Below are 25,474 nucleotides of genomic sequence, written 5' to 3'. Positions count from 1 at the left end.
TTCAAGGTCGGTCCGGCTCAGATGGGGCGCGTATCGTCCGGGTCAACCGGGCGGCGTTGCGGCATCAGCAGCAGGTGGCTCGCGATCGGCCACAGCGCGGCCTCGACGAAGCCGTCCACCAGATAGCGCCAGCCGGGAAACGCGGCGCCCATCACGAGGCGGATCACGAACGGCACCAGCTGCGCGACGACGAGCAGCGGCGTGACGTACAGCACCTGTACGCCGATCGGCATCCACAGCACGCGGCGGTGGATCGTGATCGCGCCGTACGACAGCAGCGTATAGGCAAGCGCGTGCTCGCCGAGCAGCCCCGCGTCATGCACGTCCATCAGGATGCCGAGCGCGAACGCGACGCCCATCCCGACCTTGCGCGGCTGGTGGATGTTCCAGAACAGCAGCACGAGCGCGACGAAATCGGGCACGCCGGGCAGGCGGCCCCACGGCATCAGGTTCAGCAGGAATGCGGCGGCGAGGCTGAAGACGATGAAGTACGGGTTGACCGGCTGCAGGATGTATTGCGGGCGGTTCATCGCTGGGCTCCTGGTTGCCCGGCCGCGGGCTTCGCGGGCGCGACGGCGGGCTTGGCCGGAGCGACGGGTGCCGACGGCGCGGGTTTCGCGCCGGGCGCGGCCGCGGCGGCCGCCTTCGCGTTCGCGTCGGCCTTTTCGGCCTTGTCGCCCTTCGCGGCGGCCTTGGCGCCCTTCTTGCCCTTCGCGTTCTTCTCGGCGGCCGGATCGGGCTCGGCCGGGCGCGGCGGGACGTCGTTCTGGTAGTGCAGCACCAGCATCTGGCGCGCGCCGCGCACGGCGGCGACCGGCGCGCAGGTCACGCGCGCGAACGCGGTATCGGCGAGCTTGTCGACGCGCACGACCTTCGCGACCGGCAGGCCCGGCGGATACACGCCGTCGAGGCCGCTCGTGACGAGTTCGTCGCCGGCGACGAGGTCCGAGCTCGTCGGCACGAAGCGCAGGTCGAGCGAGTCGCCCTTCGGCGTGCCGTAGATCACGCTGCGCAGGCCGGTGCGCAGCACCTGCACGGGAATCGCGAGATCGCGGTCGGTGATCAGCGTGACTTCGGCCTGCAGCGGGAACACGCGCGTGATCTGGCCGATCACGCCGTCCTCGCTGACGACCGGCGCGCCGTTCTGGATGCCCTGCTGAGAACCTTGCCCGATCACGATCTTCTGCGTGAACGGGTCGCTGGTGTCGTACTGGATTTCGACGGGCGTCGATTGCGTCGCGACGTGCTGGCGCAGCTCGAGCACCGCGCGCAGGTGCATGTTTTCCTGCGTGAGCACCGCGGCCTGGTTGGCCTGCGTGGACAATTGCAGGTTGCGCTTGCGTAGCGCGTCGTTCTCGTGGCGCAGCGATGCGCCCGTGACGGCGATGTCGGCCGCGCCCATGAACAGGTCACGCGGCACGAGCGCCGCGCGCTGCAGCGGGTACAGCACGGTGCCGAGCACGCCGCGGACGATTTCGAGCGTGCTGAAGCGCGCGTCCGACACGAGGAGCGCAATGGCGAGGGCGACGAAGAAGATGAGCCGCGCGAGCGCGGGCGGACCTTGCTTGAAGAGGGGCGGCGGACTGTATTCCATGGTCGGCGCCGGGCGCGTGTGATCGGTTAAATAATGCTCAGACGCGCAAACGGCGCGGCGGTTCGTTCTGAACGAGCGATCCGGCCACGCCGCGGGTGCGCCATATCAAACGGGACTGCTTAGGCGATCACTCGTACGAGAAGATGCTGCCCAGCTTGTCCATGCGCTCGAGCGCCATGCCCGAACCGCGTACGACGCAGGTGAGCGGATCTTCGGCGACGAGCACCGGCAGGCCGGTTTCTTCCGCGAGCAGGCGATCGAGGTCGCGCAGCAGCGCGCCGCCGCCCGTCAGCATCATCCCGCGCTCGGCGATGTCGGCGCCGAGTTCCGGCGGCGTCTGCTCGAGGGCGATCTTCACCGACGACACGATCTGGTTCAGTGGATCGGTCAGCGCTTCGAGGATTTCGTTGCTGGAGATCGTGAAGCTGCGCGGAATGCCTTCCGACAGGTTGCGGCCCTTCACTTCCATTTCCTTGACTTCGGAGCCCGGGAACGCGGAGCCGATTTCCTTCTTGATCGCCTCGGCGGTCTGTTCGCCGATCAGCATCCCGTAGTTGCGGCGGATGTAGTTGACGATCGCCTCGTCGAACTTGTCGCCGCCGACGCGCACCGAGCCTTTATAGACGATGCCGCCGAGCGAGATCACGCCGACTTCCGTCGTGCCGCCGCCGATGTCGACGACCATCGAGCCCGTGGCTTCCGACACCGGCAGGCCCGCGCCGATCGCGGCCGCCATCGGCTCCTCGATCAGGTAGACCTGCGACGCGCCGGCGCCATGCGCCGCTTCCTTGATCGCGCGACGCTCGACCTGGGTCGAGCCGCACGGCACGCAGATGATGATGCGCGGCGACGGCGAGAACATGCGCGACTCGTGCGCCGTCTTGATGAACTGCTTGATCATCTGCTCGGTGACGGTGAAGTCGGCGATCACGCCGTCCTTCATCGGGCGGATCGCCTCGATGTTGCCCGGCACCTTGCCGAGCATCTGCTTGGCTTCCTTGCCGACCGCCTGGATCGTCTTCTTGCCGTTGGGGCCGCCTTCCTGACGAATCGACACGACGGACGGTTCATCGAGCACGATGCCCTTGCCGCGCATGTAGATCAGGGTGTTTGCGGTGCCGAGGTCGATCGCCAGATCGTTGGAGAAGTAGCTGCGCAAAAAACCGAACATTCAGAATCCTGTTTCGCTCTGGGCCGGCCCTGCATAGCGAACGCTGAGGGCGGCAGCGGAAAAAATAACAGCCTCGGGAAGCGTGGCGGAAGCGGCCGCCGCGGCGCACGAAGCTGCGAGTGATGTCTACCGGGGATCGCACGAAGCACGCACGGCTTGCCGAAGCGGGGCGAAACGGTGCGGGAAAAGGCTGCCGGGTTTGGGTCGAACGCGTAATGATACCTTATAATTTCACGGTATTTGAATCGAAACGGACGGTATTTTTGCCGCTTCGGCCCCGATTTTTGAGGGTGGGATCGCACCCTCCAACCCCCCGCCGCAGCGCGATTTTCGATGCGCTGCGCAGCCTTGTTTTTCCGGTGATCGCATGGCCCTGACCCTGACCGATGTGAAACGCATCGCGCACCTGGCGCGACTCGAAATGGCCGACGCCGACGCCGAGCATACGCTCGGCCAGCTCAATGAATTCTTCGGGCTCGTCGAGCAGATGCAGGCGGTCGACACCGCCGGCATCGCGCCGCTCGCCCACCCGATCGAACAGATCCAGGAAGTCGCGCAGCGCCTGCGCGACGACGCCGTGACGGAAGTCGTCAATCGCGACGACAACCAGCGTCCGGCGCCGGCCGTCCAGGACGGCCTCTATCTCGTGCCGAAGGTGATCGAGTAAGCATTCGATGACAAGCGCGCCGCCTTCGCGCCGCGCGCCACCCAGAATTCCCAGGAAAACCACTCAATGCACGCAAAAAGCCTGACCGAACTGCGCGCCGCGCTCGCCGCCAAGGAATGCTCGGCCGTCGAGCTCGCGCAGCTCTACCTGAAACGGATCGACGCGGCACGCGACCTGAACGCGTTCGTCCATGTCGACGCCGACCTCACCCTCGCGCAGGCGAAGGCCGCCGACGCCGAACTCGCGCGCGGCGCGGGCGGCGCGCTGACCGGCCTGCCGATCGCGCACAAGGACGTGTTCGTCACGCGCGGCTGGCGCTCGACCGCCGGCTCGAAGATGCTCGCGAACTACGAGAGCCCGTTCGACGCGACCGTCGTCGCCCGCCTGCAGGCGGCCGGCATGGTCACTCTTGGCAAGACCAACATGGACGAGTTCGCGATGGGCTCGTCCAACGAGAATTCGGCGTTCGGCGCCGTGAAGAACCCGTGGGACACGAACGCCGTGCCGGGCGGCAGCTCGGGCGGCAGCTCGGCGGCCGTCGCCGCGCGCCTCGCGCCGGCCGCGACCGGCACCGACACCGGCGGCTCGATCCGCCAGCCCGCGTCGTTCGCGGGCGTGACGGGCATCAAGCCGACCTACGGCCGCGTGTCGCGCTACGGGATGATCGCGTTCGCGTCGTCGCTCGACCAGGGCGGCCCGATGGCGCAAAGCGCGTCCGACTGCGCGCTGCTGCTGAACGCGATGGCCGGCTTCGACGAGCGCGACTCGACGAGCCTCGAGCGCGACGACGAAGACTTCACGCGCCACATCGGCCAGCCGTGGGCGCCGGGCAACGATGCGGGCAAGCCGCTCGCGGGCCTGCGCATCGGCCTGCCGAACGAATATTTCGGCGACGGCCTCGCCGACGACGTGCGCGCGTCGATCGACGCAGCGCTCAAGCAATACGAGGCGCTCGGCGCGACGCTCGTGCCGGTGTCGCTGCCGAAGACGGAACTGTCGATCCCCGTGTATTACGTGATCGCGCCGGCCGAGGCGTCGTCGAACCTGTCGCGTTTCGACGGCGTGCGCTTCGGCCACCGCGCCGCGCAGTACGGCGACCTGCTCGACATGTACAAGAAGTCGCGCGCCGAAGGCTTCGGCCCCGAGGTGAAGCGCCGTATTCTCGTCGGCACCTACGTGCTGTCGCACGGCTACTACGACGCGTACTACCTGCAGGCGCAGAAGATCCGCCGCATCATCGCGAACGATTTCCAGGAAGCGTTCAAGTCCTGCGACGTGATCATGGGCCCGGCGTCGCCGACGGTCGCATGGGATCTCGGCGCGAAGGGCGACGATCCGGTGCAGATGTATCTCGCGGATATCTACACGCTGTCGGTGAGCCTCGCAGGCCTCCCCGGCATGAGCGTGCCGTGCGGCTTCGGCGCCGGCGCGAACGCGAAGCGCCCGGTCGGTCTGCAGATCATCGGCAACTATTTCAACGAAGCCCGGATGCTGCAGGTCGCCGACGCGTTCCAGCGCGCGACCGACTGGCACAAGCAAGTTCCGGCGGGGGTGTAAGCATATGACTCAATGGGAAGTCGTCATCGGTCTCGAGACGCACGCGCAACTGTCGACCGTCTCGAAGATTTTCTCCGGCGCGTCGACGCAGTTCGGCGCCGAGCCGAACACGCAGGCCTGCCCGGTCGACCTGGCGCTGCCGGGCGTGCTGCCGGTGCTGAACCGCGGCGCGGTCGAACGCGCGATCCGCTTCGGCCTCGCGATCGGTTCGACCATCGCGCCGCGCAGCATCTTCGCGCGCAAGAATTATTTCTACCCCGATCTGCCGAAGGGCTATCAGATCAGCCAGTACGAGATTCCGGTCGTGCAGGGCGGCCAGATCACGATCCAGGTGCCCGCCAACGAAAAGGCCGGCAAGGAAGCGTACGAGAAGACGGTCAACCTGACCCGCGCGCACCTCGAGGAAGACGCGGGCAAGTCGCTGCATGAAGACTTCGCCGGGATGACGGGGATCGACCTGAACCGCGCGGGCACGCCGCTGCTCGAGATCGTCACCGAGCCGGAAATGCGCAGCGCGGCCGAGGCCGTGGCCTATGCGAAGGCGCTGCACGCGCTCGTCGTGTGGCTCGGCATCTGCGACGGCAACATGCAGGAAGGCTCGTTCCGCTGCGACGCGAACGTGTCGGTGCGGCCGGTCGGCCAGGAGAAGTTCGGCACGCGCGCCGAGATCAAGAACCTGAACTCGTTCCGGTTCCTCGAGGAAGCGATCAACTACGAAGTGCGCCGCCAGATCGAGCTGATCGAGGACGGCGGCGAGGTCGTGCAGGAAACGCGCCTCTACGATCCGGACAAGCGCGAGACGCGTTCGATGCGCAGCAAGGAAGACGCGCACGACTACCGCTACTTCCCCGACCCCGACCTGATGCCGCTCGTGATCGGCCGCGACTGGGTCGAGCGCGTGCAGGCCGGGATGCCCGAGCTGCCGGCCGCGATGCAGCAGCGTTTCGTCGAGCAGTACGGCGTGTCCGCGTACGACGCGGGCGTGCTGACGTCGAGCAAGGCGATGGCCGCGTACTTCGAGGCCGTGGTCGCGAAGGCCGGCGCGGCGAACGCGAAGATCGCCGCGAACTGGCTGATGGGCGACGTGTCGTCGCAGCTGAACCGCGACGGCATCGAGATCGACGCGATTCCCGTCTCGGCCGCGCAGCTCGCGCTGGTGCTGCAGCGCATCGCCGACGGCACGATCTCGAACAAGATCGCGAAGGAAATCTTCGCGACGATCTGGGACGAGAAGGCGACCGACGAAGGCGCGGCCGACCGCATCATCGACGCGAAGGGCCTGAAGCAGATCTCCGACACCGGCGCGCTGGAAGCGATCATCGACGAGGTGCTGGCGGCGAACGCGAAGTCGGTCGAGGAGTTCCGCGCCGGCAAGGAAAAGGCGTTCAACGCGCTGATCGGCCAGGCGATGAAGGCGACCAAGGGCAAGGCCAATCCGCAGCAGGTCAACGAGTTGCTGAAGAAGAAGCTCGGCTGAGCATGGCCGCGCGCCTGAACCGCGCCTGACGACGGGCCGCCGCCGAAACTGTTCGGGGCGGCCCGTCGTTTTGGTGCATGCGTTATCGTGTGCGCGTGTGCCTTGCACCGTCCAACGGAGGAACGAATGGCGAAACAACCGTCGCTCGACGATTTCCGCGTGCCGTACAGCACGCGCGAGAAGGAAGCCGCCGCATTCACGCTCGATGCGTTCGATCCGGCCGCGAAGCCGTTCTCGTCGGGGTCGAAGGATGCCGACCGCGAACGGCTGTCGGCCGTGTCGACCGAGCTCGACGTACAGCAGGAGCGCCTGCACACGCAGCAGAAGAAGCGTGTGCTGCTCGTGCTGCAGGGGATGGATACCAGCGGCAAGGACGGCACCGTGCGCGCGGTGTTCCGCGAGGTCGACCCGCTCGGCCTGCGCGTCGTGTCGTTCAAGGCGCCGACGCCGATCGAGGCCGTGCACGACTTCCTGTGGCGCGTGCATCTGCAGGCGCCGGCCGCGGGCGAACTCGCGATCTTCAACCGCAGCCACTACGAAGACGTGCTCGTGCCGCGCGTGCTCGACGCGATCGACAGCAAGGAATGCGAGCGCCGCTACCGGCAGATTCGCGATTTCGAGACGATGCTGTTCGAGAACGGCACGACGATCATCAAGTGCTTCCTGCACATCTCGAAGGACGAGCAGCGCGAGCGGCTGCAGGCGCGCATCGACGATCCGACCAAGCACTGGAAGTTCGACATCGCCGATCTCGACGCGCGCAAGCACTGGGACGCGTACCAGTCGGCGTACCGCGACGCGCTCGCCGCGACGTCGGCCGAGCATGCGCCGTGGTACGTGATCCCGGCGAACTCGAAGACGCATCGCAACGTGATGATCGCCGAGCTGCTGCTGCGCACGATGACCGACATGAAGCTCGAATTCCCGCCGCCGAAGCCGGAACTCGAGGGCGTGAAGATCCGCTAGGCTGCGATCCTGTAACAACATCGAACTGAACTGAACAACGGAACCCGACATGATGCGAGTGATTACCGCCAACCTGAACGGCATCCGCTCCGCCGCGAAGAAGGGCTTCTTCGAATGGCTCGGCGAACAGAACGCCGATTGCGTGTGCGTGCAGGAAATCAAGGTATCGGCCGACGACCTGCCGGCCGAATTCGTCGAGCCGCACGGCTTCAGGAGCTACTTCCACCACGCCGAGAAAAAGGGCTACAGCGGCGCGGGCGTGTACAGCCGCCACGAGCCCGATGACGTGATCATCGGCTTCGGCAGCAGCGAATTCGACGCCGAGGGGCGCTACGTCGAGGCGCGCTACGGCAAGCTGTCGGTCGTGTCGGTGTACGTGCCGTCCGGCTCGAGCGGCGAAGAGCGGCAGCAGGCGAAGTATCGCTTCATGGATGAGTTCATGCCGCACCTCGCCGAGCTGAAGAAGAAGCGCGAGGTGATCCTGTGCGGCGACGTGAACATCGTGCACAAGGAAATCGACATTAAGAACTGGAAGAGCAACCAGAAGAACTCGGGCTGCCTGCCGGAAGAGCGGGCGTGGCTCACGCAGCTGTTCGACGATGTCGGCTACGTCGACGTGTTCCGCACGCTCGACCCGCGCCCCGAGCAGTACACGTGGTGGAGCAACCGCGGCCAGGCGTACGCGAAGAACGTCGGGTGGCGGATCGATTACCAGATCGCGACGCCGGGCGTGGCCGGCACCGCGAAGCGCACGTCGATCTTCAAGGACATCAAGTTCAGCGATCACGCGCCGCTGACGGTGGATTACGACTACAAGAAGTGAGCGTCGGCGCGACGCGACGCCGCGCGCGTCGCCGTCGAGCCGTCCGGTCGCCGGATGCGAAAACGGGCCGCATGTCGAACATGCGGCCCGTTTCGTTTTTGTTTCGGTGCGGCGATCATGCCGCCGGGCGACGGCTATTCGTCCCAATGTTTAGCGAATGCCGCTTGTACGCGGCTCTGATTCGTTCATGCAGCACACGCACTTTCAGACTCATCCGATATTCAAGGCCCCCTCGTTTTGTGGAGACTGCTCGACGGATACTCGAGTGTTTTCCGAAAGCGCGAATCATTCATCACGGCCGTCCTCAGGCCGCGATGGTCCATTCAGTGAGGAGAACTTTGCGTGTCGGAACAAGCAATCAACGAAACGACGTACCTTTTCACCACTATCGGCGCGGGAACCGAGCGCGGTGGGAGGGTTACGCGCGTGTCCACCAATGCGACGATCGACAATCTGGGATTGGCCGTAGTCGGCGATATCGTTGCATACGAGGAAGGAACAGAGGCCATGATCGTAGATGGGGCCGGCTTTGCCGTCATGTGGCACGGCAGGCCGGTGATGACTGTCACCGGATCCCATTTGAGTAATGGTGATCGTATCGTGACCGCTGCGCGGGACGCGTGCGACAACATTACGGTTCGAGATGGCGAGGAGATTCCCCGGCTGTTTGAACCGGCGTATTCGCCGATTTTGGCCGATGTTGTTCGTACGGGAGGCGGCGGTGCGTAAGGCGGCGATTCGGCATGGCGACCCAACAACGACGTCTGGAACCGTGATCGCTTATTCGTCGACGATTTATGACGATGGAAGGCACGTGGCGCTGAGCGGCGACGAAGCGACGTGCGGCAACTGTAACGGGACATTCAAAATATTCGGAACCGGTAAAGGGATATCGGAAAAAGGTCGGGTTGTAGCTGTCGAAGGCGACCTCGTACTCTGTCCGTGCAAAGCGAATCGAGTCCTCGTCGGCGGCAATCCGGGAATATTCCTGAATTCATATATCGATGACGGCACACTGACCGTTGCGCACGCAGCGGATCCGAGTTCGGCACTGATGTCGGATGCCCCTGACGACGATATCGAGCATTTTTTCGAGATTGTCGATGCAATCTCTGGAAAACCTGTCGAAGGAATGAGCTACAAAGTGCTGAGCAACGGATGCACGCTCGTTAACGACGTGCCTCTTGCCCACGGCAGAACGCGTTCGTTCCCGATGAAAACATACCCTGATCTCACTGTCATAGTGTGGCGTACAGGGAATGTCCGATGAGTGATGCGATTAACGAGGATCTGCGATTGCTTGCTGCGATCGCATACGGTGAAGCGTCTGTCGCAAACGATTCGGACGAAATCGGAGGAATCGCTTTTGCGGTCGCAAACCGATGTCGGGCATGGGGTGGGAAGAGCGTATCCCAACTGCGTGCAACGGACCGGAACTATGCCTATGCGTGGAATGGCACCAATCAACGGTTCAACAAGCTGATGTCTACCCCAGACGACAAACTTGATGCCGACTCGGGGATGAGGCTGGCTGTCGAGTGGGCGCGAAAAGCGCTCGAAAATGAAGGTCCGGACCCATCGAATGGTGCATTTTGGTGGGACGGTCGTGACTTCATGACCGCGTACGCATCACACCCGAAAGTCAAAGATACATTCAAGTGGGGGGGCGCCGTCGCACAACATTTTCGGAGTACGGGAGAATCCTGGGACGTTCGTCACGCGATGGAGAGTGGTAAACAAGAAGACTGGAAAAACAGTCGATGGCACTGAACGAGGCCGCTACGATTCGGTATGGGTGTCAACGGCGGCCCATGGAAGCACAATTTTCTGGAAATACAATCCCGATTTTCTGAGGGCGACGGGAGCGAAGGCATACAGATGAAAATCATATCGATACTGGTGGCAGCAGTGGTTGTCTTGTCGCACGATGCCATGGCTGAATCGTATGACAGTTACGACGCGTTCTACGAGGCACGGCCAGGCTCGGTATTTCGCTCCCCGGTTGGGCGAGAGGTTGATCTGAATACACCTGGTGCGCATGTGCTCTATGCGTTCCCTGGAAAGCCGGGCCAATTCGCGGCGCTGCACGCCGAGTTGGGACGACAAGCACTCGATCTTGAAGTCTGGCAGGACCGCATCGTCGTCAACGGCCGAGCCTATCGGTTCGCGCGTGCGACGGCATTTCCGGGCGAGCGTGCGACCGACATACATCCGGGCTCGGCCGATGTGTACGTCGTCGAGCGAGCCGGTGCCCACCCACCGCTGATTTGTGTGGAAGGTAGCGGCAGCGCGTCGGGAGAGGCCGCCAGCCGATACCGGCAAGTCTTCCTGGTGATGAATCCGTTGGCGCGTAAGCCAACGTTTCTGCAATTGCCCGGTCTGCTTTCGTCATGCCGTGCTGTTGCTGTGACGAGCGACGGGAAGCTCGCATTTCCGAAGAATAGCTATCTGTTAGATGCTGCGCATGCGGCGCGGACTGGATTGCTGGTCGAGTACTACACGTTCGACGGGCGACGCTTTGCTCGAACCAGCGATACGCTTCGGCTCGGATTCAATACGCCGGAGAATCCGTTTCAATTCTCGCTGCAGGACAGCGACTGACGTTTCCGTTGATATCGCGGACACTACCGAAGTGTCGTGCCCACGATATCGATTCGGAGGCGCGTTCACGGGCCTGCGCAAGGCAACGCTTACTGCTTGATCGACGCCATGTCGATCACGAACCGGTACTTCACGTCGCTCTTCAGCATCCGCTCGTAAGCGGCATTGATCTGCTGCATCGGAATCGTTTCGATATCCGACGTGATGCCGTGCTCCGCGCAGAAGTCGAGCATTTCCTGCGTCTCCGCGATCCCGCCGATCAGCGAACCCGCGAGGCGGCGGCGCTTGAAGATCAGGTTGAACACCTGCGGCGACGGATGGTCGTGCTCCGGCGCGCCGACGAGCGTCATCGTGCCGTCGCGCTTCAGCAGGTGCAGGAACGGGTTCAGGTCGTGCTGCGCGGCGACCGTGTTCAGGATGAAGTCGAAGCTGTTCAGGTGCGCGTTCATCTGCGCGTCGTCCTTCGAGATCACCACTTCATGCGCGCCGACGCGCTTGCCGTCCTCGATCTTCGACGGCGACGTCGTGAACAGCACGACGTGCGCGCCCATCGCGCGCGCGAGTTTCACGCCCATGTGGCCAAGCCCGCCGAGGCCGACGATCCCGACCTTCTTGCCGGGGCCGACGTTCCACTGGCGCAGCGGCGAATAGGTCGTGATCCCCGCGCACAGCAGCGGCGCGGCGCCGGCCGGGTCGAGCGTCTCGGGCACGCGCAGCACGAATGCCTCGTCGACGACGAGCTGCGTCGAATAGCCGCCGTACGTGACGTCGCCGGTCACGCGGTCCTGGCCGTTGTACGTGCCGACGAAGCCGTTCTCGCAATACTGCTCGAGGCCTTCCGCGCAGCTCGGGCAGGTGCGGCACGAATCGACGAGACAGCCGACGCCGACCAGCTCGCCGACCTTGAAGCGCGACACCTGCGGACCGGTCGCGGTCACGCGGCCGACGATTTCATGACCCGGCACGACCGGGTAGATCGTGTTGCGCCATTCGTTGCGGGCCTGGTGCAGGTCCGAATGGCAGACGCCGCAGTAGAGCACCTCGATCTGGACGTCGAGGTCGCGCAGCGCGCGGCGCTGGAATTCGAACGGGGCGAGCGGCGACTGCGCGTCGGTCGCCGCGTAAGCGTAGGTTGTGCTCATGCAGGGGCTCCTTGTCCGGGAAAACGTCCGGCGAATCAGACTGCCGCCGCATCGTGTGGCGACGCGGCGAGACAGGTGCCCATCGTAAGGAGCGAGCCGCGTCGGCGAAATACACGAAGGTCTCGAAGATTTGCCTATTCCTCTCGAATTGCACGCGAACGGCCGTCAAAATGCTTTCACGGTGCTACATTGCAAGCCTGATTCTCTTGCCGGACAGGACGACGCCGATGAGCTTCCAGCCCCTTTTCGACGACGCGGGCGACCGTGTGCGGCGCCGCATGATCGAGCTGCATGCGCGCCTCGCGCCGAACGACGGCGATACGCAGGCGGCGCTCGACGGCGTGCGCTTCTTCCGCGTGAGCCGCCCCGTGCCGCGCATGCCGGTGCTGTACGAGCCGAGCATCATCGTCGTGTGCCAGGGTCGCAAGCTCGGCTATCTCGGCGACCGCTCGTTCGTCTACGACGCGCAGCAGTATCTCGTGCTGTCGGTGCCGCTGCCGTTCGAATGCGAGACCTTCGCGAGCATGGACGAGCCGTTTCTCGCGATCTCGATCCGCGTCGATCTCGCGGTGATCGCCGAGCTCGCGATCCTGCTCGACGAGACGCTCGGTGCGGCGGTCAGCGAGCCGCACGGCGTCTATTCGACGCCGCTCGATGCGCCGCTCGCCGACGCGGTGGTGCGGCTGCTCGAAGCGCTCGCGTCGCCGCACGACACGTGCGTGCTCGGGCCGGCGATCATGCGCGAGATCGCGTACCGCGTGCTGACGGGCGCGCAGGGCGACGCGATTCGCGCGGCGCTCGTCCAGCAACATCATTTCGGCCGCATCGCGAAGGCGCTGCGACGCATTCATGCGGACCTGAAGGCCGATCTCGACGTCGAGACGCTCGCGCGCGAGGCCGGGATGAGCCTCGCGGTGTTCCACGCGCAGTTCAAGCACGTGACGGCGACATCGCCGATGCAGTACGTGAAGGCCGCGCGCCTGCACCAGGCGCGGTTGATGATGGTGCAGGACGGTCTCGGGGCCGGTGCCGCCGCGGCGCGGGTCGGCTATGCGAGCGCGTCGCAGTTCAGCCGCGAGTTCAAGCGGCTGTTCGGCCGCAGCCCCGGAGACGACGTGCGCTGGATGCGCGAAAGCGGCAGTCGGCCCGTCGAGTCGGAAGTCGGCGCGTAGCGCCAGGGCTCATGTGCCGGCGATGCGCGGCGGGGAAACTGCCAGGGAAGCCGCCGGATGCCGCGCTCAGCGCCGCACGATCTTGCGCCGCTGCGCGCTGATGCCGGCGTAGTCGGGCAGCGTGTCGACCCGTTTGCCGACTGCCTTCGCATACAGCGGCATCAGGTCCGGCAGGCGGTTCAGCAGATCCTGCCGTCGCGTGGCGCTGTACGGATGCATGTAGATGAAGCCCGACGTCCTGTTCGCGCGCGTCGCCGCCGCGAGCTTGTCCCACAGCGTGATCGCCGCGCGCGGATCGAAGCCCGCGCGGGCGGCAATGTCGCCGCCGATCACGTCGGCTTCGGTTTCGTCGGTCGGGTCGTAGCGCAGCGTCTGCAGACGCGCGCCGAGATTCAGCGCCTGCGGCAGCGGATCGCCGACGCCGAACAGCGGCGGCAGCGAGGCCGCGCGTAGCGACGTTTGCGACGTCGTGCTGAAATTGCTGCGTGCGTGTTCGCGCAGCGCATGCGCGATGCCGTGCGCGAGCAGCACGCCGAACTCGTCGTCGTTCAGGCGGACGCGATCGAGCAGCCCGCCGTACACGAGCACCTTGCCGCCCGGCAGGCACGTGACGCGGATGTCGCGCGAGCGGATCGCGTTGACGTCCCATGCCCAGGTCTTCACGCGATCGTTCCACTTCACCGAATACGGCGCGAGCTTCGTGACGATCGCGCGCAGCCGCTTCACGCGCGGCTGGTTCGCGGGCAGCAGGCGGTCGCTGTCGGCGGCAGCCTGCACGATCTGCGCGTATTCGCTCGCGGTGAGTTGTTCGAGCAGCGGCGACGGGATCAGCGTGCGGAACGCGATCGCGTTGCCGTAGCGCACCTGCTGCGACGTCGGCGCATAGGCCTTCGCGGGCACGGCGGCGCCGGTCGGCTGCGCGGCTTCGGCGGCGGCGGACTGCGCACCGGGAGCGGCGGGCGTGGCGGGCGTGGACGGTGCAGCCGGCGCGGTGGCGGGCGCGGTCGCACTCGTGTCGGCTGCCTGCGCGCTTCCCGCCGCGCCGAGCGCCGCGATGCCGATGCTCAGCGCGGCGGCGACGCGTGCCGCGCGATGCAGTCGATCATTGCGCACGGCTGGCCTCGCCGTTGCGCGCGGTGCCGTTCCACGGCGCGATCTTGAACAGCAGCAGCATGCCGGGGATCGCGAGCGCGGTGCACACGATGAAGTAGTCGAACCAGCCGATCTTCGCGACGATGAAGCCGCTCGCGGCCGATGCGAGCGTGCGCGGCACGGACGCGAGGCTCGTGAACAGCGCGAACTGCGTGGCCGTGTAGCGCGGGTCGGTCGTGCTCGCGATATACGCGACGAACGCGGCCATCGTCAGGCCGGTGGTGAACGTTTCGGCGGCGTAGACGAGCGCGAGCGCGACCGTCATCGGGCTCAGATGCGGCGTGACCTCGAAGCCGAAGATCGACAGGAACGACGCGAGCGCGTGACTTGCCGCGACCGTGAAGTCGTAAATCACCGCGAGCACCGGCGAGTCGGGGCCGACCTGCGCGAGCCACGCGAAGCCGAGCGTCGACACCATCTGCAGCGCGCCGAAGATCCACAGCCCGCGGCCGATGCCGATCTTCACGAGCCAGATGCCGCCGATGATGCCGCCGGCGACGCTCGCGACGAGCGCGGTGGTTTTCGCGACGATGCCGATTTCGGTGCGCGAGAAGCCGATGTCGAGGAAGAACGACGTCGACAGCGTGGTCGCCATCGTGTCGCCGATCTTGAACAGGAAGATGAACGCGATGACGAGCAGCGCGCCGCTCCAGCCGTCGCGCTGGATGAATTCGCGGAACGGCAGCACGATCGCGTCGCGCAGGTTGCGCGGCGGCGCGCCGACCACCTCGGGCTCGCGCACGAGCAGCGTCATCAGGATGCCCGGCAGCATGAATGCGCCGGTGATCGCGAACACGACGTCCCACGGCATGTGATCGGACAGGATCAGCGCCAGCGAGCCGGGGATCAGCGCGGCGAGCTTGTACGCGTTCACGTGCACGGCGTTGCCGAGGCCCTGCTCGGTGTCGCGCAGCAGTTCGCGGCGATACGCGTCGATCACGATGTCGGAGCTTGCGCCGAAGAACGCGACGAGCGTCGTGAGCGCGGCGACCGTCCAGATCGAGTCGCGCGGCGACACGAAACCGAGCGCGGCGATCGCGCCGGCGACCAGCACCTGCGTGAGCAGCATCCAGCCGCGCCGGCGACCGGGCCGCCAGCCGGGCAGGCGCGGGATGAAGCGGTCCATCAGCGGCGCCCACAGGAACTTCCACGTATACGGGAACTGGATCAGCGCGAACAGGCCGATTTCCTTCAGGTTCACGCCTTCGGAGCGCAGCCATGCCTGCACGAGGTAGACGAGCGTGAACAGGGGCAGCCCCGACGTGAAGCCGAGGAACACGCAGATCAGCATGTGCGTGTTCAGATAGGCGCGCCAGCCGGGATGATCCTCGTGAGCGGTGAGTGCGGGCGCCTCGTGTGGCGTTTTGGACATGGACGGAAACTGGGTAGCGTTGACTGATTGCGGCGGCAGCGCAGGCGGCGCGGGCGGCGCAGGAGGGGCGGCCGCACGCGGGTGCCGGCCGGATCATCCGTCAACGGCTCCCCGGCTCAGCTGCGCTTGACGCGGTAGACAGCAAGACTACCACGCCAGTTCGCTCCCCATCGAATCGGCTGGCCTTCGTGCAGCACGATGCGGTCGAGGATCGTGACGCCGACTTCGGGCGCGAGCGCCTCGAAATCCTTGATCGTCAGCACCCGGACGTTCGGCGTGTTGTGCCACTGGTAAGGCAGCGACTTCGACACCGGCATCCGGCCGCGCAGCACCGACAGCCGGTGCGCCCAGTAGCCGAAGTTCGGGAACGACACGATGCATTCGCGTCCGACACGCGCGGTTTCGCGGAGGATCGCGGCCGTCTGGTGGATCGTCTGCAGCGTTTGCGACAGGATCGCGAAATCGAAGCTGTGATCCTCGAACAGGCGCAGGCCGTCCTCGAGGTTCTGCTGGATCACGTTGATCCCGTTCTTCGCGCTCGCGAGCACGCCGGCGTCGTTCAGTTCGATCCCGTAGCCGGACACGTCCAGTTCCTCGGACAAAAGCGACAGCAGCGAGCCGTCGCCGCAGCCGAGATCGAGCACGGTCGCGCGCGGTTCGACCCAGCGGGCGATCGCACGGAAGTCCGCGCGTGCGGACAGGGAGTTCAGCGCTTGCTGGTTCATGCACCCACCTCGTTGGCGATTCGTTCGTAATACGCGCGGAGCAGGTTGTGATAGCGCGCGTCGTCGAGCAGGAACGCGTCGTGGCCGTGCGGCGCGTCGATCTCCGCGTAGCTGACCGTGCGCTTGTTGTCGAGCAGCGCCTTCACGATCTCGCGCGACCGCGCGGGCGCGAAGCGCCAGTCGGTCGAGAAGCTCGCGATCAGGTACTTCGCCTGCGTGTGTGCGAGCGCGGCCGTCAGGTTGCCGTCGAACGCCTTCGCCGGGTCGAAGTAGTCGAGCGCGCGCGTGATCAGCAGGTAGGTGTTCGCGTCGAAGTAGTCGGCGAACTTGTCGCCCTGGTAGCGCAGGTACGACTCGACCTCGAATTCGACGTCGAAGCTGAAGTTGTACGCGTCGAGCGCGCCGTCCGCGCGGCGCAGCGCACGGCCGAATTTCTCGGCCATGTCGTCGTCGGAGAGATACGTGATGTGGCCGATCATCCGCGCGACGCGCAGGCCGCGCTTCGGCTTCACGCCGTGCGCGTAGTAGTCGCCGCCGTGGAAATCGGGATCGGACAGGATCGCCGAGCGCGCGACCTCGTTGAACGCGATGTTCTGCGCGGACAGCTTCGGCGTCGATGCGATGTCGATACAGTGGGCGACGCGGTCCGGATACATCAGGCTCCATGCGAGCGCCTGCATCCCGCCGAGGCTGCCGCCCATCACGGCGGCGAAGCGCTCGATGCCGAACGCGTCGGCGACGCGCGCCTGCGCATGCACCCAGTCCTCGACGGTGACGACCGGAAAGCGCGCGCCATACGGCTTGCCGGACGACGGATCGATGCTCATCGGGCCGGTCGAGCCGAAGCACGAGCCGAGGTTGTTCACGCCGATCACGAAGAAGCGGTTGGTGTCGAGCGGCTTGCCCGGGCCGACCATGTTGTCCCACCAGCCGGTGCTGCGCGGGTCGTCCGCATAGATGCCGGCGACGTGGTGCGACGCGTTGAGCGCGTGGCAGACGAGCACCGCGTTCGAGCGCGCGGCGTTGAGCTCACCGTACGTCTCGACGACGAGCTGATAGTTGCCGATCACGCTGCCGCTTTGCAAGCGCAGCGGTTCGGCGAAGTGCATGGTCTGTGGAGCGACGATGCCGATCGATTCCATTCGTTCCGCCTTATGACTGGGCGGCTAAACGGTGTCGGCGATGCGCGGAGGCGAAGGTGCGCGGCTGACGACCTCTTTAGCCGCATTTATAGTGAACCGCCGGGACGAAGACGCATCAAGGCCCTGGTCGGTTCGCGCGCCCGCAATCGAGTCAGCAAATCGGCGCGCTTCCGACCTGCCGCCAAGGAGGCGGCAGGTCGGAGGAGTATAGCGGAATTCCGCGGAGCGCGGATTTCGCGGGCCGGCTGCCCCGGCTACTGCAGGATCAGCCGCAAATGCGCATCGGCCTGTTCGCCGGGCGGCCTCTGGAACCCGCCTTTCGCGAACCGGTGCCACTTGCCGATCACGTAGCTGACGAGCAGGCTCGCGCGCGCGGCCGGATCGTAATCGGCCGGCAGCACGAACGGCGCGGCGCCATCGGGCGCCTGCGCCTCGGTACGCGCGACCCGCAGGCACTGCTTGACGGTCGCCTCGATCCGGTCGAGCAGCTGGTTCACGCGCTCGGTGAGCCGCTCGTCCTCGCCGACCAGCGCCTCGCCCGTCAGCACGCGCGTCATGCCCGGATTCTTCGCGGCGAAATTGAGCATCGTCAGCGCGATCGTGCGCGCCTGCTGCACGCCGTTCGGCTCCTTTGCGACGATCTGGTTGACGAGCCCGAACAGCGCCTGCTCGATGAACTCGATCAGGCCTTCGTACATCTTCGCCTTGCTCGTGAAATGCCGGTACAGCGCGGCTTCCGACACGTCGAGGCGGGCCGCGAGCGCAGCCGTCGTGATCTTTTCGGGCTTCGGCGCCTCGAGCATCGCGGCGAGCGTCTGCAGGATCATCACGCGGCGCTCGCCCGGCTTCGGGCGCGCGCGGGACGGTGTGGCCTGGTCTTCCGTTACGGCTTGGTCCTGCGGGTAAGTCGGCTGCATTTCTGTCGCCCCGATCGTGTGCCCAGTCGGAGCGATTTTAACGAACGAATGCGCTGGTCGACATATTGGGGGCGGCCGATGTTCGGCAGATGGCCCGGCAGGTGCCCGGTGATCCACACCGTGCCGATGCCGAGGCGCTTGTAGCGCTTCAGGTGGCTGCGGGTATCTTCGACGAGGATCGCGTCTTCGAACCGCGCATGCGCGGCGCGCAAAATCCGGCGCAGCATCGTGTGGTCGGGCTTTGCGCGCCATGTGCGACGGTCGCGCATGTGCTCGATCGCGATCACGCGCTCGAACAGCCGCTCGATGCGCAACTCGCGCAGCACCGCGCGCGCGTAGTTCTCGGGCGCGTTGGTCAGCACGAACTTGCGGCCCGGCAGCGCGGCGACGATGCGCGCGAGGCCGCGCTCGGCGCGCAGCATCGCGGGCAGGTCGGAAAACGTGTGGACGACGCGCAGGAAGTCGTGCGGATCGATCGGGTGATGGCGCGCGAGGCCGAGGAGCGCGGCGCCGTAGCGCTGCGTGTAGCCGGTGCGCAGCCGGTCGGCTTCGGCACGCCCGACGTGGAGCGTGTCGACGATGTACTGCGTCATCGCGCGGTTGATCTCCGGAAAGATCGCGTGCGATGCGTGATGGAGCGTGTTGTCGAGATCGAACAGCCAGACGGGCGCGCCGGCGCGCGGCCGGCTGCGGGAGATGCGCCGGCGTCGCAGCGACGCCGGCAGGTCGGGGCCGGTGGTTGTGCGGCGCGCGCTCAATGCGAGCGGATCATCGTGCCGAACGGCTGCTCGGTCAGGATTTCGAGCAGCACCGAGTGCTCGATGCGGCCGTCGACGATGTGCACCGACTTCACGCCGCTCTTCGCGGCGTCGAGCGCCGACGAGATCTTCGGCAGCATGCCGCCCGAGATCGTGCCGTCCGCGAACAGCGCGTCGATCTCGCGCGCCGACAGGTCGGTCAGCAGGTTGCCGTCCTTGTCCATCACGCCGGGGATGTTGGTCATCATCAGCAGCTTCTCGGCGTTCAGCACCGTCGCGAGCTTGCCCGCGACGAGGTCCGCGTTGATGTTGTACGACAGACCGTCCTCGCCGAAACCGATCGGCGAGATCACCGGGATGAACGCGTCGTCCTGCAGCGCCTTCACGACCGCCGGGTTGATCGCCTCGACTTCGCCGACCTGGCCGATGTCGATGTACTGGCCGGGGTTGTCGCGGTCCGGCATCAGCAGCTTGCGTGCGTGGATCAGGCCGCCGTCCTTGCCCGTCAGGCCCACCGCATGGCCGCCGAAGTGATTGATCAGCATCACGATGTCCTGCTGGACTTCGCCGCCCAGCACCCATTCGACGACTTCCATCGTCTCTTCGTCGGTCACGCGCATGCCCTGGATGAAGGTGCCGGCCTTGCCGATCTTCTTCAGCGCGTGATCGATCTGCGGACCGCCGCCGTGGACGATCACCGGATTGATGCCGACCAGTTTCAGCAGGATCACGTCGCGCGCGAAGCCTTGCTTGAGCCGCTCTTCCGTCATCGCGTTGCCGCCGTATTTGATCACCACGGTCTTGCCGTGGTAACGGCGGATGTACGGCAGCGCCTCGGCGAGGATTTCTGCCTTCAGCGTGGGGGCGATCTGCGAGAGGTCGATGGGCTCGGACATGGCGGCGGCTCTGGCTGGGAACGGTTGAAACAGGGCGAATTGTACAGGAGTGGCGCAGCGCAGCATCGGGTTTTTGGGCTGGCCGGACGGCCGATCGCGCGGGCCGGTCGCCACGCGCGGCGGCCCGCCGGCCATGGTGCCGGACCCCGCGCGGGGCCCCCGAGGCGGCGCCGTGGACAGCGCGACTCGACCCGCGTTGGCGGCCCGCATCGGCCGATCGGCCGACGTGCAAAATCCGCCCGCCGCGCTATGCTTGTCGCGTAGGGTGACGTTCATGCCCGCTTCCGCGTTTCCGCTATGACCGATACCGCCGCCGACGCCCGTTCGACTCCGCGCCGTGCGCGCTGCCCGCACTGCGGGCGCGGCTTCGACTGCGGCGCCCGCACGCAGCCGTTCGACTGCTGGTGCGCGTCGATGCCGACCCTGTCCGGCGGCGCGCCGCCGGCGCCCGGTACGCGCTGCCGCTGCCCGGAGTGCCTCGCCGACGAGATCGCCCAGCGTATGGCACGCGCGGCCGGCTGACGGCGCAGGCCCGTGCAATCCGGCTCGACGCCGGCTCGCCCGGTGCTCCGTCCGTCCTCACTGATCCGGCCCCCGGTAGAGGTGCCGGGCGCTAAACGGGTAAACTGCTCGGATGCAACGAATTACCACCACCGGGCGCGTCAACCTCAGTCACCTGTTCTGGCTGCGCAATCTCGCGATCATCGGCCAGCTCGTGACGATCGGCGTCGTGCAGACCTATTTCGGCGTGCATCTGCCGTTGCCGGCGATGCTGATGGTCATCGCGCTCGAAATCGTTTTCAACGCGCTGACCTGGGTGCGCGTGCTGCGCGCGCGGCCCGAGACCAATTTCGAACTGCTCGGCCAGCTGTGGGTCGACCTCGGCGCGTTGTCGGCACTGCTGTTCCTGTCGGGCGGCACGACCAACCCGTTCGTGTCGCTGTACCTGCCGTCGCTTGCGATCGCGGCGGCCGTGCTGCCGTGGCACCTGATGATCTGGCTCGCGGCGTTCGCGGTCGCGTGCTACGCGGCGCTCGGCTTCGATTCGGTGCCGCTCAACATGGACAATCCGGCGAACTTGTTCGACTACTACCGCACGGGGATGTGGGCGAACTTCATGGTCAGCGTCGGCCTGATCGCATGGTTCGTCGCGCGCATGTCGAACGCGTTGCGCCAGCGCGATGCGGCGCTCGGCGAAGCGCAGGCGCACCTGCTGCGCGACGAGCGGGCGGTCGCGCTCGGCGTGCAGGCCGCCACCGTCGCGCACGAGATGGGTACGCCGCTGTCGACGATCGCGATGCTCGCGGAGGAGCTGCGCGACGCGGCCCGCGCCGATCCGGGGCTCGCGCGCTACGAGGCCGACCTGAAGGTGCTGGAAGAACAGATGACGCTCTGCACGTCGGCGCTCGCGCGCCTGCGCAGCCGGGCGAGCGCGCCGGCGAGCCGCCAGCCGGTGGACGACTGGCTCGACACGTTCGTCGAGCACTGGCGCCTGCGGCATCCGCACGTGCAGTTCGAACTGCTCGGCGCGCGCCCGTCGGGCGTCGGGCTCGACGACACCGTCGCGGCCGGCCAGATCCTGACGATCCTGCTCGACAACGCCGCGCGGGCGAGCCCGCACCGCGTGACGCTGGCCGCGAAGCTCGCGCACCACGAGCGGGCTGCGGACCAGATCGAATTCGAGGTATGCGACGACGGCCCCGGTATTCCGGCCGCGTTGCGCGAATCGCTCGGCTCGATGCCGGTCGACAGCACGCAGGGCGGGCACGGGGTCGGCCTGTATCTTGCGTTCAGCGCGGCCGTGCGTCTCGGCGGCGAGATCGAGCTGTCCGATGTCACGCCGCGCGCGACGGGCGGCAACGGGCGCGCCGGTGGCGGCGCGAACGGGCACGCGGCAGCTGCGTCGGGCCAGCGCGCGACCGAACGAGCGGCGACCCCGCCGGACGGCCGCCCGGCCGGCACCCCCGGCCGCGGCACGCGCGCGGTGCTGCGCCTGCCGGTGGCGCGAATCGCGGTGCCGGCCGCCTCAACCAACACGTAGACGGAGAAACCACATGAGCGAGAACAATTTCCTGGTGATCGACGACAACGAGGTGTTCGCGGGCACGCTCGCGCGCGGCCTCGAGCGCCGCGGCTACGCGGTCCAGCAGGCGCACGACAAGGAGGCGGCGCTGCGGCTGGCGGCCGGCGGCAAGTTCCAGTTCATTACCGTCGACCTGCATCTCGGCGACGATTCGGGCCTGAGCCTGATCGCGCCGCTGTGCGACCTGCAGCCCGACGCGCGGATCCTCGTGCTGACCGGCTACGCGAGCATCGCGACCGCCGTGCAGGCGGTGAAGGAAGGTGCCGACAACTATCTGGCGAAGCCGGCGAACATCGAGTCGATCCTGGCCGCGCTGCAGACCAACGCGAGCGAAGTGCAGGCCGACGAGGCGCTCGAGAATCCGGTCGTGCTGTCGGTCGACCGGCTCGAATGGGAGCACATCCAGCGCGTGCTGGCGGAGAACAACAACAACATCTCGGCGACCGCGCGCGCGCTGAACATGCACCGCCGCACGCTGCAGCGCAAGCTCGCGAAGAAGCCGGTGCGGCAGTAAAGGGGCGCGGCGGCATCGGCCGGACGCACCAACGAAAACGGGCGGCCCGCCGGGCCGCCCGTTTCGCATTCGACGCCGCGCGCGTTACAGCACGTAGCGCGACAGGTCTTCGTCCTGCGACACTTCGCCGAGCGCGCGATCGACGTACTTCGCGTCGATCGTCACGCGCTCGCCGGCGTGGTTGCCGGCCGAGAACGACACTTCCTCGAGCAGCTTCTCGATCACCGTGTACAGCCGGCGCGCACCGATGTTCTCGGTCTTCTCGTTGACCGCGTACGCGATCTCGGCGAGGCGGCGGATGCCGTCTTCGGCGAACTCGAGCTGCACGTCTTCGGTGGCGAGCAGCGCCTGGTACTGCTTGACGAGGCTCGCGTCGGTCGCGACGAGGATCGCCTCGAAATCCTTCACCGACAGCGAGTCGAGCTCGACGCGAATCGGAAAGCGGCCCTGCAGTTCGGGAATCAGGTCGCTCGGCTTCGCGAGATGGAACGCGCCGCTCGCGATGAACAGGATGTGATCGGTCTTCACCATCCCGTACTTCGTGTTGACCGTCGTGCCCTCGACGAGCGGCAGCAGGTCGCGCTGCACGCCCTGGCGCGACACTTCGCCGCCGCTGCCTTCGTTGTTGCGCGACGTGATCTTGTCGATCTCGTCGAGGAACACGATGCCGTTCTGCTCGACGTTCTGCACGGCCTTCGTCTTCACTTCCTCGTCGTTGAGCATCTTCGCCGCTTCCTCGTCGGTCAGCAGCTTCAGCGCTTCCTTGATCTTCACCTTGCGGCGCTGCTTTTTGCCGCTGCCGAGGTTCGAGAACATCGAGCGGATCTGCTCGGTCATCTCTTCCATCCCCGGCGGCGCCATGATGTCCATGCCGGCCGACGGCTGCTCGAGGTCGAGCTCGACTTCCTTGTCGTCGAGCTGGCCTTCGCGCAGGCGCTTGCGGAAGGTCTGGCGCGTCGCGTTGTTGTCGTCGTTCGCGTTATCCGCGTTGCCGCCGAAGCCTACGGCGCGCGGTTGCGGCAGCAGGATGTCGAGGATGCGGTCTTCCGCCTGGTCGGTCGCCTTGCTGCGCACCTTCCGCATCTCGGATTCACGCGTCTGCTTGACCGAGATCTCGATCAGGTCGCGCACGATGCTGTCGACGTCGCGGCCGACGTAACCGACTTCGGTGAACTTGGTCGCTTCGATCTTGATGAACGGCGCGTCGGCGAGCTTCGCGAGGCGGCGCGCGATTTCGGTCTTGCCGACGCCCGTCGGCCCGATCATCAAAATGTTCTTCGGCGTGATTTCCTGGCGCAGCGGGTCGGCGACCTGCTGGCGGCGCCAGCGGTTGCGCAGCGCGACGGCCACCGCCTTCTTCGCCTTGTCCTGGCCGATGATGTGCTTGTCGAGTTCCGAGACGATCTCGGCAGGGGTCATGGTGCTCATGGTGCGGTCCTTACTCGATCGTTTCGATGATGCGGTTGTGGTTCGTGTAGATGCACATGTCGCCGGCGATCTCGAGCGATTTCTCGACGATCTCGCGCGGGGACAGCTCGGTGTTCTCCGCGAGCGCGCGGGCTGCGGCCTGCGCATAGGCGCCGCCCGAGCCGATCGCGCAGATGCCGCCTTCCGGGTCGAGCACGTCGCCGTTGCCGGTGATCACGAGCGTGGTGGTCGCATCGGCCGTGATCAGCATCGCCTCGAGGCGGCGCAGCATCCGGTCGGTGCGCCAGTCCTTCGCGAGCTCGACGGCCGCGCGGGTCAGGTTGCCCTGGTGCTTCTCGAGCTTCGCCTCGAAGCGATCGAGCAGCGAGAACGCATCGGCGGTGCCGCCCGCGAATCCGACCAGAACCTGGTTGTTGTAGATCCGCCGCACTTTCCGCGCGCCACCCTTCATGACGATGTTGCCGAGGGTTACCTGGCCGTCGCCGCCGAGCGCGACCTTGTCGCCGCGCCGGACCGAAACGATGGTCGTGCCGTGAAATTGCTCCATCTGCGTTCCTTGAGAAAAACGGGGAAGAGTCGGGCGGCGCGGGGCGCCGCCGCTTGAATCGCAGTGCGCCGGGGAGCGGCCCGGCGCGCGTCCGTTTCATTTTAGGGCGGGCGCCGGGATATCAAGAGGGGGAGGCAAATCGGCCGGTGGGCCGGGAACCGGTGCCGGAAAAACAAAAAGCGCGCGGCAGGCCGCGCGCTTCCGGGAAGCAGCGTGTCGGAGCGGAACGCCGCTCGATCAGTCGCCGAACAGCTTCTGGCGCAGCTCGCGGCGCTCTTGCGCCTCGAGCGACAGCGTGGCCGTCGGGCGCGCGAGCAGGCGCGGGATGCCGATCGGCTCGCCGGTTTCCTCGCACCAGCCGTAATCGCCGGAATCGATGCGGGCGAGCGACTGCTGAACCTTCTTGAGGAGCTTGCGTTCGCGATCGCGCGTGCGCAGCTCGAGCGCGTGCTCTTCCTCGATCGTCGCGCGGTCGGCGGGATCGGGGACGATCACCGTCTCGCGCAGGTTCTCGGTCGTCTGGCCTGCGTTCTTGAGGATGTCCGCCTGCAACTGTTCGAGCCGATTTTTGAAGAAGGCGAGCTGATCCTCATTCATGTAATCCTTGTCGCTCATCTTCAGGATTTCGGCTTCGGTCAAGAGTTTCTTCGTCATCTGCTTGCTTCTTCAATGTGCGGCAAATCAGGAGATAGTGCCTGCACTTTGGGATTACCCGCAACTGCGCTTGCAATCATTTGCGATTTGCCGCCGCGGGGCCGAAAGCCTCTGGA

Annotated in this window: 27 protein-coding genes; 13 read left to right on the top strand and 14 right to left on the bottom strand. The window is 66.2% G+C overall.

The features are described 5' to 3' along the window. Positions 1 to 17: 17 nt before the first annotated feature. The 3 genes from mreD to HWX22_RS03465 form a co-directional block, all read right to left on the bottom strand. Positions 18 to 530 carry a rod shape-determining protein MreD gene (gene mreD, locus HWX22_RS03475; RefSeq protein WP_009687274.1) on the bottom strand — a complete coding sequence of 171 codons (513 nt, stop codon included), beginning with the start codon at positions 528 to 530 and terminating at the stop codon, positions 18 to 20. Continuing rightward, positions 527 to 1,594, bottom strand: coding sequence for a rod shape-determining protein MreC (mreC, locus tag HWX22_RS03470; protein ID WP_175915039.1), 1,068 nt, complete (start codon positions 1,592 to 1,594; stop codon positions 527 to 529). Before mreC ends, mreD begins: the two co-directional genes overlap by 4 nt. A 127-nt stretch (positions 1,595 to 1,721) precedes the next feature. Then, positions 1,722 to 2,765 carry a rod shape-determining protein gene (locus tag HWX22_RS03465; protein WP_004189550.1) on the bottom strand — a complete coding sequence of 348 codons (1,044 nt, stop codon included), beginning with the start codon at positions 2,763 to 2,765 and terminating at the stop codon, positions 1,722 to 1,724. Between the two features lie 367 nt (positions 2,766 to 3,132). Here HWX22_RS03465 and gatC point away from each other — a divergent pair, with 367 nt between their 5' ends. The 9 genes from gatC (at position 3,133) to HWX22_RS03420 (ending at position 10,856) form a co-directional block, all read left to right on the top strand. Next, positions 3,133 to 3,432 (top strand): Asp-tRNA(Asn)/Glu-tRNA(Gln) amidotransferase subunit GatC, encoded by a 300-nt coding sequence (gene gatC, locus HWX22_RS03460; protein WP_006407213.1) that lies wholly within the window; start codon positions 3,133 to 3,135, stop codon positions 3,430 to 3,432. Between the two features lie 66 nt (positions 3,433 to 3,498). After that, positions 3,499 to 4,989, top strand: coding sequence for an Asp-tRNA(Asn)/Glu-tRNA(Gln) amidotransferase subunit GatA (gene gatA, locus HWX22_RS03455; RefSeq protein WP_059691924.1), 1,491 nt, complete (start codon positions 3,499 to 3,501; stop codon positions 4,987 to 4,989). Positions 4,990 to 4,993: 4 nt separating this feature from the next. After that, positions 4,994 to 6,466 (top strand): Asp-tRNA(Asn)/Glu-tRNA(Gln) amidotransferase subunit GatB, encoded by a 1,473-nt coding sequence (gene gatB / locus HWX22_RS03450; protein ID WP_059534941.1) that lies wholly within the window; start codon positions 4,994 to 4,996, stop codon positions 6,464 to 6,466. 126 nt (positions 6,467 to 6,592) lie between these two features. Beyond that, a complete protein-coding gene (locus tag HWX22_RS03445; protein ID WP_059534943.1) occupies positions 6,593 to 7,432 on the top strand; it encodes a polyphosphate kinase 2 family protein in 840 nt (279 codons plus the stop codon). Between the two features lie 49 nt (positions 7,433 to 7,481). Then, the gene (locus tag HWX22_RS03440) at positions 7,482 to 8,255 is read left to right on the top strand and encodes an exodeoxyribonuclease III (RefSeq protein WP_059534945.1); all 774 of its coding nucleotides are present in this window, start codon (positions 7,482 to 7,484) and stop codon (positions 8,253 to 8,255) included. Positions 8,256 to 8,597: 342 nt separating this feature from the next. After that, positions 8,598 to 8,984 (top strand): PAAR domain-containing protein, encoded by a 387-nt coding sequence (locus HWX22_RS03435; RefSeq protein ID WP_059819952.1) that lies wholly within the window; start codon positions 8,598 to 8,600, stop codon positions 8,982 to 8,984. Next, on the top strand, positions 8,953 to 9,525 hold the full coding sequence (locus tag HWX22_RS03430; protein WP_244135185.1) for a PAAR domain-containing protein: 573 nt from the start codon (positions 8,953 to 8,955) through the stop codon (positions 9,523 to 9,525). Before HWX22_RS03435 ends, HWX22_RS03430 begins: the two co-directional genes overlap by 32 nt. Next, the gene (locus tag HWX22_RS03425; RefSeq protein ID WP_244135184.1) at positions 9,522 to 10,025 is read left to right on the top strand and encodes a hypothetical protein; all 504 of its coding nucleotides are present in this window, start codon (positions 9,522 to 9,524) and stop codon (positions 10,023 to 10,025) included. The genes HWX22_RS03430 and HWX22_RS03425 overlap by 4 nt, the downstream gene beginning before the upstream one ends. Before the next feature lie 21 nt (positions 10,026 to 10,046). Continuing rightward, positions 10,047 to 10,856, top strand: a complete 810-nt coding sequence (locus tag HWX22_RS03420) for a hypothetical protein (protein ID WP_244135183.1) — start codon at positions 10,047 to 10,049, stop codon at positions 10,854 to 10,856. Between the two features lie 89 nt (positions 10,857 to 10,945). On the opposite strand, the gene HWX22_RS03415 is transcribed toward HWX22_RS03420, so the two are convergent. Further along, the gene (locus tag HWX22_RS03415) at positions 10,946 to 11,998 is read right to left on the bottom strand and encodes an NAD(P)-dependent alcohol dehydrogenase (protein ID WP_059819950.1); all 1,053 of its coding nucleotides are present in this window, start codon (positions 11,996 to 11,998) and stop codon (positions 10,946 to 10,948) included. A gap of 227 nt (positions 11,999 to 12,225) precedes the next feature. On the opposite strand from HWX22_RS03415, the gene HWX22_RS03410 reads away from it, so the two are divergent. Then, positions 12,226 to 13,170: an AraC family transcriptional regulator gene (locus tag HWX22_RS03410; protein ID WP_059819949.1), complete on the top strand. Its 945-nt coding sequence runs from the start codon at positions 12,226 to 12,228 to the stop codon at positions 13,168 to 13,170. A gap of 66 nt (positions 13,171 to 13,236) precedes the next feature. Here the strand turns inward: HWX22_RS03410 and HWX22_RS03405 are convergent, their stop codons facing one another. The 7 genes from HWX22_RS03405 to argB form a co-directional block, all read right to left on the bottom strand. Further along, a complete protein-coding gene (locus HWX22_RS03405; protein ID WP_175915037.1) occupies positions 13,237 to 14,283 on the bottom strand; it encodes a M48 family metallopeptidase in 1,047 nt (348 codons plus the stop codon). Further along, positions 14,273 to 15,694: an AmpG family muropeptide MFS transporter gene (locus HWX22_RS03400; RefSeq protein WP_059819947.1), complete on the bottom strand. Its 1,422-nt coding sequence runs from the start codon at positions 15,692 to 15,694 to the stop codon at positions 14,273 to 14,275. Before HWX22_RS03400 ends, HWX22_RS03405 begins: the two co-directional genes overlap by 11 nt. A gap of 116 nt (positions 15,695 to 15,810) precedes the next feature. Further along, positions 15,811 to 16,419 carry a methionine biosynthesis protein MetW gene (gene metW / locus HWX22_RS03395; RefSeq protein ID WP_044847830.1) on the bottom strand — a complete coding sequence of 203 codons (609 nt, stop codon included), beginning with the start codon at positions 16,417 to 16,419 and terminating at the stop codon, positions 15,811 to 15,813. Beyond that, on the bottom strand, positions 16,416 to 17,561 hold the full coding sequence (locus HWX22_RS03390) for a homoserine O-acetyltransferase (RefSeq protein ID WP_059534960.1): 1,146 nt from the start codon (positions 17,559 to 17,561) through the stop codon (positions 16,416 to 16,418). The genes metW and HWX22_RS03390 overlap by 4 nt, the downstream gene beginning before the upstream one ends. Before the next feature lie 254 nt (positions 17,562 to 17,815). Next, a complete protein-coding gene (gene slmA / locus HWX22_RS03385; RefSeq protein ID WP_059819946.1) occupies positions 17,816 to 18,478 on the bottom strand; it encodes a nucleoid occlusion factor SlmA in 663 nt (220 codons plus the stop codon). After that, entirely contained in the window at positions 18,445 to 19,236 is a 792-nt protein-coding gene (locus HWX22_RS03380) for a pyrimidine 5'-nucleotidase (RefSeq protein WP_059534963.1), read from the bottom strand. Before HWX22_RS03380 ends, slmA begins: the two co-directional genes overlap by 34 nt. After that, positions 19,233 to 20,132 carry an acetylglutamate kinase gene (argB, locus tag HWX22_RS03375; protein ID WP_059534964.1) on the bottom strand — a complete coding sequence of 300 codons (900 nt, stop codon included), beginning with the start codon at positions 20,130 to 20,132 and terminating at the stop codon, positions 19,233 to 19,235. Before argB ends, HWX22_RS03380 begins: the two co-directional genes overlap by 4 nt. Positions 20,133 to 20,429: 297 nt before the next feature. Between argB and HWX22_RS03370 the strand changes: the two genes are divergently transcribed. From HWX22_RS03370 to HWX22_RS03360, 3 genes are all read left to right on the top strand, one after another. After that, positions 20,430 to 20,654 (top strand): cysteine-rich CWC family protein, encoded by a 225-nt coding sequence (locus HWX22_RS03370; protein WP_059691929.1) that lies wholly within the window; start codon positions 20,430 to 20,432, stop codon positions 20,652 to 20,654. Positions 20,655 to 20,766: 112 nt separating this feature from the next. Continuing rightward, the gene (locus HWX22_RS03365; RefSeq protein ID WP_059703134.1) at positions 20,767 to 22,173 is read left to right on the top strand and encodes an ATP-binding protein; all 1,407 of its coding nucleotides are present in this window, start codon (positions 20,767 to 20,769) and stop codon (positions 22,171 to 22,173) included. Positions 22,174 to 22,186: 13 nt separating this feature from the next. After that, a complete protein-coding gene (locus HWX22_RS03360) occupies positions 22,187 to 22,729 on the top strand; it encodes a response regulator transcription factor (RefSeq protein ID WP_044847841.1) in 543 nt (180 codons plus the stop codon). 84 nt (positions 22,730 to 22,813) lie between these two features. Here the strand turns inward: HWX22_RS03360 and hslU are convergent, their stop codons facing one another. From hslU to dksA, 3 genes are all read right to left on the bottom strand, one after another. After that, entirely contained in the window at positions 22,814 to 24,157 is a 1,344-nt protein-coding gene (gene hslU, locus HWX22_RS03355) for an ATP-dependent protease ATPase subunit HslU (protein ID WP_059703136.1), read from the bottom strand. A gap of 10 nt (positions 24,158 to 24,167) precedes the next feature. Continuing rightward, on the bottom strand, positions 24,168 to 24,704 hold the full coding sequence (hslV, locus tag HWX22_RS03350; protein WP_006760749.1) for an ATP-dependent protease subunit HslV: 537 nt from the start codon (positions 24,702 to 24,704) through the stop codon (positions 24,168 to 24,170). A gap of 237 nt (positions 24,705 to 24,941) precedes the next feature. Then, positions 24,942 to 25,358, bottom strand: coding sequence for an RNA polymerase-binding protein DksA (gene dksA, locus HWX22_RS03345; protein WP_006477498.1), 417 nt, complete (start codon positions 25,356 to 25,358; stop codon positions 24,942 to 24,944). Between the last annotated feature and the right edge of the window lie 116 nt (positions 25,359 to 25,474).

The sequence above is a fragment of the Burkholderia sp. BCC1638 genome (assembly GCF_902833195.1).
GTDB lineage: Bacteria > Pseudomonadota > Gammaproteobacteria > Burkholderiales > Burkholderiaceae > Burkholderia > Burkholderia diffusa.
This window is presented reverse-complemented; position numbering and strand designations above follow the sequence as displayed.

Bases quoted from the DNA above. Each gene is read 5' to 3' on its own strand.
- HWX22_RS03410 (WP_059819949.1), top strand. From the start codon at position 12,226: ATGAGCTTCCAGCCCCTTTTCGACGACGCGGGCGACCGTGTGCGGCGC.
- mreD (WP_009687274.1), bottom strand. From the start codon at position 530: ATGAACCGCCCGCAATACATCCTGCAGCCGGTCAACCCGTACTTCATC.
- HWX22_RS03425 (WP_244135184.1), top strand. From the start codon at position 9,522: ATGAGTGATGCGATTAACGAGGATCTGCGATTGCTTGCTGCGATCGCA.
- dksA (WP_006477498.1), bottom strand. From the start codon at position 25,358: ATGACGAAGAAACTCTTGACCGAAGCCGAAATCCTGAAGATGAGCGAC.
- gatB (WP_059534941.1), top strand. From the start codon at position 4,994: ATGACTCAATGGGAAGTCGTCATCGGTCTCGAGACGCACGCGCAACTG.
- hslV (WP_006760749.1), bottom strand. From the start codon at position 24,704: ATGGAGCAATTTCACGGCACGACCATCGTTTCGGTCCGGCGCGGCGAC.
- HWX22_RS03445 (WP_059534943.1), top strand. From the start codon at position 6,593: ATGGCGAAACAACCGTCGCTCGACGATTTCCGCGTGCCGTACAGCACG.
- hslU (WP_059703136.1), bottom strand. From the start codon at position 24,157: ATGAGCACCATGACCCCTGCCGAGATCGTCTCGGAACTCGACAAGCAC.
- gatC (WP_006407213.1), top strand. From the start codon at position 3,133: ATGGCCCTGACCCTGACCGATGTGAAACGCATCGCGCACCTGGCGCGA.
- HWX22_RS03365 (WP_059703134.1), top strand. From the start codon at position 20,767: ATGCAACGAATTACCACCACCGGGCGCGTCAACCTCAGTCACCTGTTC.
- HWX22_RS03465 (WP_004189550.1), bottom strand. From the start codon at position 2,765: ATGTTCGGTTTTTTGCGCAGCTACTTCTCCAACGATCTGGCGATCGAC.
- HWX22_RS03430 (WP_244135185.1), top strand. From the start codon at position 8,953: ATGTTGTTCGTACGGGAGGCGGCGGTGCGTAAGGCGGCGATTCGGCAT.
- HWX22_RS03370 (WP_059691929.1), top strand. From the start codon at position 20,430: ATGACCGATACCGCCGCCGACGCCCGTTCGACTCCGCGCCGTGCGCGC.
- HWX22_RS03415 (WP_059819950.1), bottom strand. From the start codon at position 11,998: ATGAGCACAACCTACGCTTACGCGGCGACCGACGCGCAGTCGCCGCTC.
- HWX22_RS03440 (WP_059534945.1), top strand. From the start codon at position 7,482: ATGATGCGAGTGATTACCGCCAACCTGAACGGCATCCGCTCCGCCGCG.
- slmA (WP_059819946.1), bottom strand. From the start codon at position 18,478: ATGCAGCCGACTTACCCGCAGGACCAAGCCGTAACGGAAGACCAGGCC.
- metW (WP_044847830.1), bottom strand. From the start codon at position 16,419: ATGAACCAGCAAGCGCTGAACTCCCTGTCCGCACGCGCGGACTTCCGT.
- HWX22_RS03360 (WP_044847841.1), top strand. From the start codon at position 22,187: ATGAGCGAGAACAATTTCCTGGTGATCGACGACAACGAGGTGTTCGCG.
- gatA (WP_059691924.1), top strand. From the start codon at position 3,499: ATGCACGCAAAAAGCCTGACCGAACTGCGCGCCGCGCTCGCCGCCAAG.
- mreC (WP_175915039.1), bottom strand. From the start codon at position 1,594: ATGGAATACAGTCCGCCGCCCCTCTTCAAGCAAGGTCCGCCCGCGCTC.
- HWX22_RS03400 (WP_059819947.1), bottom strand. From the start codon at position 15,694: ATGTCCAAAACGCCACACGAGGCGCCCGCACTCACCGCTCACGAGGAT.
- HWX22_RS03420 (WP_244135183.1), top strand. From the start codon at position 10,047: ATGGGTGTCAACGGCGGCCCATGGAAGCACAATTTTCTGGAAATACAA.
- HWX22_RS03390 (WP_059534960.1), bottom strand. From the start codon at position 17,561: ATGGAATCGATCGGCATCGTCGCTCCACAGACCATGCACTTCGCCGAA.
- argB (WP_059534964.1), bottom strand. From the start codon at position 20,132: ATGTCCGAGCCCATCGACCTCTCGCAGATCGCCCCCACGCTGAAGGCA.